Origin of the sequence: Bacillus sanguinis (assembly GCF_018332475.1) — a bacterium.
Classification (GTDB): domain Bacteria; phylum Bacillota; class Bacilli; order Bacillales; family Bacillaceae_G; genus Bacillus_A; species Bacillus_A sanguinis.
Genome location: NZ_BOQB01000376.1, coordinates 1 through 7711, shown reverse-complemented (window position 1 = coordinate 7711; position 7711 = coordinate 1). Strand labels below are relative to the sequence as shown.

9 protein-coding genes are annotated in these 7711 nt (G+C 34.8%); all 9 read right to left on the bottom strand.

Translation table 11 applies throughout. The annotated features are described in order from the left end of the window. Positions 1-1662, bottom strand: a 1662-nt coding sequence (locus KI369_RS26355; protein WP_212958434.1) for a heavy metal translocating P-type ATPase, incomplete at its 3' end; no start/stop codon positions are given. A gap of 96 nt (positions 1663-1758) precedes the next feature. Next, the gene (gene copZ, locus KI369_RS26350; RefSeq protein ID WP_212958432.1) at positions 1759-1965 is read right to left on the bottom strand and encodes a copper chaperone CopZ; all 207 of its coding nucleotides are present in this window, start codon (positions 1963-1965) and stop codon (positions 1759-1761) included. 202 nt (positions 1966-2167) lie between these two features. Next, positions 2168-2470 carry a metal-sensing transcriptional repressor gene (locus KI369_RS26345; RefSeq protein WP_098567198.1) on the bottom strand — a complete coding sequence of 101 codons (303 nt, stop codon included), beginning with the start codon at positions 2468-2470 and terminating at the stop codon, positions 2168-2170. 288 nt (positions 2471-2758) lie between these two features. Continuing rightward, positions 2759-2986, bottom strand: coding sequence for a hypothetical protein (locus tag KI369_RS26340; protein WP_000849106.1), 228 nt, complete (start codon positions 2984-2986; stop codon positions 2759-2761). A 372-nt stretch (positions 2987-3358) separates the two neighbouring features. Further along, positions 3359-4189, bottom strand: a complete 831-nt coding sequence (locus tag KI369_RS26335; protein ID WP_212958430.1) for an alpha/beta hydrolase — start codon at positions 4187-4189, stop codon at positions 3359-3361. 17 nt (positions 4190-4206) lie between these two features. Beyond that, positions 4207-5028, bottom strand: coding sequence for an ABC transporter ATP-binding protein (locus KI369_RS26330; protein ID WP_000025778.1), 822 nt, complete (start codon positions 5026-5028; stop codon positions 4207-4209). A 14-nt stretch (positions 5029-5042) separates the two neighbouring features. Further along, positions 5043-6065 (bottom strand): FecCD family ABC transporter permease, encoded by a 1023-nt coding sequence (locus tag KI369_RS26325; protein ID WP_212958428.1) that lies wholly within the window; start codon positions 6063-6065, stop codon positions 5043-5045. Continuing rightward, positions 6058-7065, bottom strand: a complete 1008-nt coding sequence (locus KI369_RS26320) for a FecCD family ABC transporter permease (RefSeq protein WP_212958426.1) — start codon at positions 7063-7065, stop codon at positions 6058-6060. Before KI369_RS26320 ends, KI369_RS26325 begins: the two co-directional genes overlap by 8 nt. 27 nt (positions 7066-7092) lie before the next feature. After that, the coding region (locus KI369_RS26315) for an ABC transporter substrate-binding protein (RefSeq protein WP_212958424.1) at positions 7093-7711 on the bottom strand (619 nt) is incomplete at its 5' end.

The following is a 7711-nucleotide window of genomic DNA, read 5'->3' as shown; positions in this document are numbered from 1 at the left end:
AATTTTCTTTTCTTTAATTCCTTCTACAATTGCTTCTGCAAGTGGATGTTCAGAATTTTTTTCTGCCGCACCTACTAAGCGTAGTATTTCTTCTTCGTGGAATCCATCTGCTACAATTACATCTGTTAGCATCGGTTTCCCGTTTGTCACAGTACCTGTTTTATCTAAAATAACTGTATCTAATCGGTGCGTTGCTTCTAAATGCTCCCCGCCCTTAAATAAAATACCATACTCAGCCGATCTTCCTGATCCCGCCATAATAGATGTAGGCGTTGCAAGACCTAATGCACATGGACAAGCGATAACAAGTACGGCTATCATTTTTTCAAGTGCTCCGCCAAAATCACCAGGTGTAACAAATAGCATCCACACTGCGAATGTAATAATAGCAATCACAACTACAACCGGTACGAAAATACCAGAAATTTGATCTGCTACCCTTTGAATAGGAGCTTTTGAACCTTGAGCCTCTTCTACTACTTTAATAATTTGAGCTAATGCAGTATCTCTTCCTACCTTAGTTGCTTTCACTTTTAAAAAGCCATTTTTATTTATTGTAGAACCGATTACTCCATCTCCAATTGTTTTATCAACCGGAATACTTTCACCTGTTAACATCGATTCATCTATTGCTGACTTTCCTTCTACAATTTCCCCATCTACTGGGATTTTTTCACCAGGCTTTACATAAACGATATCACCAGCTACCACTTCTTCGATTAAAATTTTTATTTCTGTTCCATCTCGCACAACTGTAGCTGTCTTTGCTTGTAAACCCATCAACTTTTTAATTGCTTCTGATGAACGTCCCTTTGCTTTTGCTTCAAATAATTTACCTAAAATAATTAGTGTAATAAGTACCGCGCTCGTTTCAAAATATAAATCTGTCATATGTTCCGAAGAACCGATAGATTGAATGCTTAAATATACACTATAGAAATAGGCGGCCGACGTTCCAAGTGCCACAAGAACATCCATGTTAGCACTTTTATTACGTAACGCTTTATAAGCCCCAACATAAAACTGCCCACCAATGATAAACTGAACTGGAGTTGCAAGAGCTAGCTGCACCCAAGGGTTCATAAGCATATCAGGTAAATAAATAAATGATGTAAATGAGAAATGACTTACCATTGCCCAAAGTAACGGGAATGATAAAATAAACGAAATGATAAATTTCTTCTTTTGTCGCTCAATTTCTTGCAAGCGATGATCAGTTGATCCATCTTGCTCATCTGATTTCACTTCTAATTTATATCCTAATTTCGTAATTGCACTCTTCATTTCATTTACGTTAATTTCATCAGGATTAAAATCTACTGTAGCTGATTCCAAAGCGAAATTTACTGTCGCTCCGTTCACACCTTCTAACTTATTTAAACGCTTTTCTACTCTATTCGCACATGCGGCGCATGTCATCCCAGAAACAGTAAACTCAGCTTTATCACTGACAATTCCATATCCTAACGATTCAACTTTTTCCTTAAATTGTTGTGGATTTGTTTTTTGGGGATCATACATTATTTTTGTTTTTTCAAGTGCAAAATTTACATTTGCATCATGAACACCTTCTACTTTTTTTAGACCTTTTTCAATTCTATTCGCACATGCGGCACATGTCATTCCTGATATTTGAAGATTGACCTCTTTCTGTTCGTTCATGTCTCTCACCTCTATATACCCTTACGAGGTATAATTATTAGCAAAATAAATCGTACTTCCTATAAAGTACGATTTATTTCCATATCTAAACAATAATTATTGGACATCGTATCCTTGATCTTCAATTACAGCAACGATATCTTTTAGTGTTACAGCAGACGAGTCGATAGTAACTTCAACAGTTCCTTCTGCTAATTGAACCTTAACTTTTTCAACACCGTTTAGTTCTTTCACACTGCTTTCAATAGAATTTACACAATGTCCACAAGACATACCTTCAACTTTTAATGTTAACTGTTCCATTTAAAATCCTCCTCTTGTTTCTTCATTGTTTGTTAATTACAATTACATCTTACCATACCCCCCTAAGGTAATCAATGGTTTTATATCATGATTTTTCAATTATTTTCTAAAAGTTTATTTTACACACACTTTTTCACATCCATACCCTGAAATCTTATGTGAAGGTAAACAAAAAACAAGCCAGTGACATACTAGCTTGTTTTTACGCTTTTGAAAAACGTTCAAATACAGTCATTAATTCTTCAATTGCTTCGTCACCATTACCATCTTTAATAGCACCTGAAACACAATGACTTGTATGGTTTTTTAATACACCCATTCCTACTTTTTTCATCGCTGCATTAATCGCTGAAATTTGTACTAAAATATCCACGCAATAACGATCATTTTCAATCATATTTTGAATACCGCGGACCTGTCCTTCAATTCTTTTTAATCTATTTATAATCTGTTCTTTTTCTTTTTCTGATCTATGTGTTACCGCTTCATGCCCTTTATGATCCATATTATCACCTTCTTAAAGTTTCTCTTCATCCAATAAAACAATTGCTTTTACGAGTATACCAATTATAGCATTAATTAGCCATGTATGATACCCCATATGAGTATATTTCCACTCTATGCTTATTCTTAACAATTTATTAGCTTCTCAGTCTCAATTTTCATGATACCCTTTGCTTTTTTCAAAAAAATAATAAACGTAGATTGTCTATCCCCCTTATTATTCATCCATAAATAAAAAAGCCTCAATTTATACACGTATAAATTGAGACCTTTTTCTTCCTATATATAATTATTGCTGATCACATACTTTTGTATCATTCACTACTGAAGTTCCTTCAACGGTTACCGTATGAAAACAGTCATTCACACGAACTGTCACGACATTATCTTGCCGATCAATAACGTGATATTCATTAAAATTTTTATTCAAAGCACTGCGAATTTGTTCTCCTTCATAAATTGGAATGCCATGTGATAAAACCCAGATAAGCCCAGCGATAGCAAGAATAGTTTTCATACGATCTACCTCCTTGAGAATATAGTGAACTTTTCATCCATGCTTTTTCAGCTCTACGATTCATGATTGAAATAAACCAAGCCTTTTTGGAAATAAGTTCTTTCCGTCTATTTTATGTTTATGCTAATTGTGACCGAATTGTGACAACTTTTTGTCTCTTTAGACGAAAAGTTGAAACAAAACTTTCAAAAAGGACAATTCTACTTGAACAAACGAAAGGCTATGGAGAATTTCCCCATAGCCTTTCGTTTGCATTTTTTTAGACAATCATTTTATTATGTTTAATGTTAAGTGTTTCAATTTGGATGGTAGCATGCTCAATATGTTTATATAAAAAAGAAAATCCCACATAATATAGGATCCTCTTTATAATCATTTATTCTTCTTCACATGACTAACAAATCTTAATCCTTTACTTAAAGAAGTCGGCACAACTGACGCATGATTTTCCCCTTCAGCTTCATAAAACATAAATCTAAACTGATCGTGTTTTACTTGGAGAAGGCGCTCTGATAATTCATTTGCCCCTACAACCATATGCTCTCGTTCTAGTGATCCGACTGTAAGGAACACTCCTGTTTCAAACTTAGCACTGTTTAACTCACTTATAATATTTTCTTCTTTTTCAAGTACGGATTGGTTATTCCACCAAATAGATGGACTACTAATAAAATAATTTTGAAAGGCATTTACATTTGTAAATAATATATGTAATGCAAATAAACCACCTAGCGAATGCCCAAACAACGTTTGCTTTCCTTTATCAATTTCAAAATTATTTTCAATCTGCGGCTTTAATTCTTCTTCAATAAAAGTAAAGAAATTATATGCTCCTCCTGTTTTAGGCCACGGTTTACCGTCTGGTTTTAAAGGTGCATCTTTTGAAATTACGCTAGGCGTAAAATCATAGCATCTTTCTTCACCTGAAAATGCACCTTCAATACAATAACCAATGCCTACTATAATGGCTGGTGAAACACCTGTTTTTTCTGCTCTAACTGATTGTATTTTAACCGCTTCATGGAATGTTTGAAAAAAGGCATTACCATCTAATACGTATATAACAGGATACCCTGACTCTGGTGCTGGCTGCCTCGGCTTTGAAATATGAATTTGATATTCCTTACCTTCTAATTTTGAATACATTTTCCACTGTTCTGTATTAGATGTTATAATCTGCTGTTTTTCAATAGTAGTATTCATCTTATATTCCCCCCCTTTTAACTTGTTACATATATTTCTACTTTCTCTTCTTGAGATACAACGCTATCGTAGCCGAAACAAACAGGAGATCCGTTATACGGATCAATCATGACACGCGCATCAATATGAAATACTTCTTTTAACACTTCATTTGTAATGATTTCTTCTGGGCTACCAGTTGTAACAATTTCCCCTTCCTTCATTGCAATAATTTCATCTGAAAACCTTGCTGCATGGTTAATATCATGTAGCACCATTACGACCGTACAATTATGTTCTTTATTTAGCTTCTCCACAATTTGTAATACATCTAATTGATGAGACATATCAAGATATGTCGTTGGTTCATCTAGTAGTAACACTTCTGTCTCTTGTGCTAAAGCCATCGCTAACCATACCTTTTGCCTTTGGCCACCTGATAAATTAGCAATTTGTCTCGTTCGAAATTCAGAAGTTTTCGTTATATCTAATGCCCAATCAATCATCTCTTTATCTTTTGAAGTTAACTTATTTACGTTATTTCGATGTGGATAGCGTCCATAAGAAATTAATTCTTCTACTTTAAGCTCTCCTGGCGCAATTGGAGTTTGCGGTAGTAAAGCTAACTGCTTTGCAATTTCTTTCGTTGGAATTGTATTTAAATCCTGCCCTTGTAAATAGACTTTACCGCTCTTTTGCTTTAAAATTCTTCCCATTGTTTTTAACAGTGTGGATTTACCGCACCCGTTTGGTCCTATAATTGTCGTTACTTTTCCTTCTTGTATTTCTACATTTAAATCGCGAAACACTGTAAGCTTTTCATAACTCGTTTCTAAATTTTTTGCACTTAAAATACTCACTTTTATTCCTCCTCTTACACTTTCGCCTTATAAAGTAAATATAAGAAATACGGTACACCAACAATAGAAATAACGATTCCAACTGGTAACTCTACAGGTGTGAAGACTGTTTTTGCGATAAAGTCTGAAGCAATTACAAGGAACATTCCGATTACTCCGCACGTAGGAATGATATGCTTATGCTGAATACCGACAAGTCTTTTCGCTATATGCGGTGCCATTAGCCCAATGAAACCAATACTTCCTGACACAGCAACACATGCACTGACAAGTCCGATACTACTTAATAGTAAAATAGATTTCTCTCTTTCTACTGAAACACCTAAACTTGTAATACTCGTTTCTTCCAATTGAAATAAATCTAATAAATAGGCTTTCTTTTGTATAAGCGGAATTAATATGATCAGCCACGGCAACATTGCAATAATATACTTCCAGTTTGCATTATATATACTTCCCGACACCCAAACTGCAGCCATCTCGAAATCAGTTGACTTCATTTTGAGTGATAGGTACATAGAAAATGCTCCAAATCCTGATCCAATTGCAATGCCTGTTAATAAAAGACGCTGCGAATCTAACTTACCGTTTTTCCAAGAAAACAGATAAATGATGATAGCTGCACCTAATCCGCCGACTAAACCAAACATTGGCATCATCATAATAGAAGCCCAGTCTGTGCTCTTTAATTGTCCTTGAAAGAAAAACATAAAGATGACGATTGCTGTTCCTGCCCCGGCATTTACTCCTAAAATACCTGGATCCGCCAGTCCGTTTCTCGTAATCCCTTGAATAACAGCACCTGCAACACCTAGGCCTAATCCTACTAATCCAGCAATCACGATGCGTGGGAGACGAAACTCAAAAATTACTAAATCATGGTCTGGTACTGGATCTATTCTAAATAGTGTTTTAAATACATCTGTAATCGTAATATCAAACGTACCATTCGTTAAACTAATATAAATAGCACATAGTATTAAAAATATAATAATCCCCATTGTCATTCCAAAACGTTGACTTGAACTTTTAAGCATGTCTCTCTCCTCCTCTTGTACGAATTAAATAAAGGAAGAAAGGAATACCAATTAAGGAGGTAACCACTCCAATTGGTGTTTCAAATGGATAGTTTACAAATCTACTCAAAACGTCACATAATGCTAAGAAAACGCCACCAATAATGCCTGCACATGGCAATATCCACTTATAATCTACCCCAATTATAAATCGAGTAATGTGTGGAATAATTAAACCTACAAAACCAACTTTCCCTACTAAAGCAACTGCCGTTCCTGTTAAGAAAATAACTGACAAAATTGCCATTGCTTTAACTAGTTTTGTACGTTGCCCTAAATTAATAGAAACTTCTTCGCCTAAAGAGAGAATGGTAATAGATTTTGATATTAACAATGCTAAAATTATTCCAATTATTCCAAACGGTATCGTGATTTTAATGATATTAGGGTCCACTTGGTCTAACTTTGCATTGAACCAAAAACTAACATTTTGAGAAATTTGGAAATACGAAGCCATCGCGGCCGATACACTGCTTAAAAATGTTCCAATAACTGTTCCGATAATCGCTAACCTAACTGGTGATAGGCCATTTTGAAGAAGCGAACCAAAACCAAATACGATACCGGCTCCTAGTGCAGAGCCAATCATTGAACATACAACCATACCAATTGATGACATTCCCGGAAGAAAAATCATACAAAGTGTAATAACAAAAGCTGCCCCATCCGTCACACCCATAATAGAAGGGGATGCAAGATAGTTTCTTGTCATCCCCTGCATAAGTGCTCCTGATATGGCTAGAAATGCTCCGACTAAAAGAGCTGCAACTACCCTTGGTAAACGTGAAGTAATAATAATATTATGATTTACATCACTTGAATCAAAATGAAATAATGCGTTCCACACTGTTTCAGCATCAATACTTTTCGCCCCATACAAAATAGAAAGTATAACTGTAAATAAGATGAGTATGGGTGCTATACATAATATAGTCACTGGTACTGCATTTGTTTTCTGCATATCATTCAACGCACCTTACTTATTGTATTATTTAGATAAACTTTTCACTGCTTCTTTTAAGAATGCTGTTTTACTCCAAGCAGTACCACCTTGTGCCATTGGGTCTACAACGTTTACAAATACTTTCTTTTCTTTCGCAGCATTCATACTTTGCCAAATTGGATTCTTTTCAATTTCTTCTAACACTTTCGGGTTTTTATTTTCAGTTGTCTCATATTGTAAGAAAATATAATCCGGGTTAAGTTCAGCAAGTTTTTCAAATGAAATTTTCTCTTGTGCTTTTACAGTTTTCAATTGTTCTGGAGCAGTTAGCCCAAGATCTTTATAAATTACAGGGTTGAAGTATACCCCTTCTGGATATAAGAATAATTCGTTTGCTCTTAGTCTAATAACAAGTACTTTTTTGTCTTTTAACTTATCTCCTAGTTTTGCTTTTGCTTTTTCAGCGTCCGCATTATAATCTTTAATAATTTTTTCCGCTTTATCTTTTTTACCAGTTAATTCTCCCATTAACTTTAAGTTATCTTCCCAATTTGTTGAAACGTGTGATACCGGGAATGTAGGAGCTACTTTCGTAAATTTTTCAGCTGTTTCTGCTGGGAATTTCGTACTTGATGTAATAACATCTGGTTTTAATTGAAGTAAT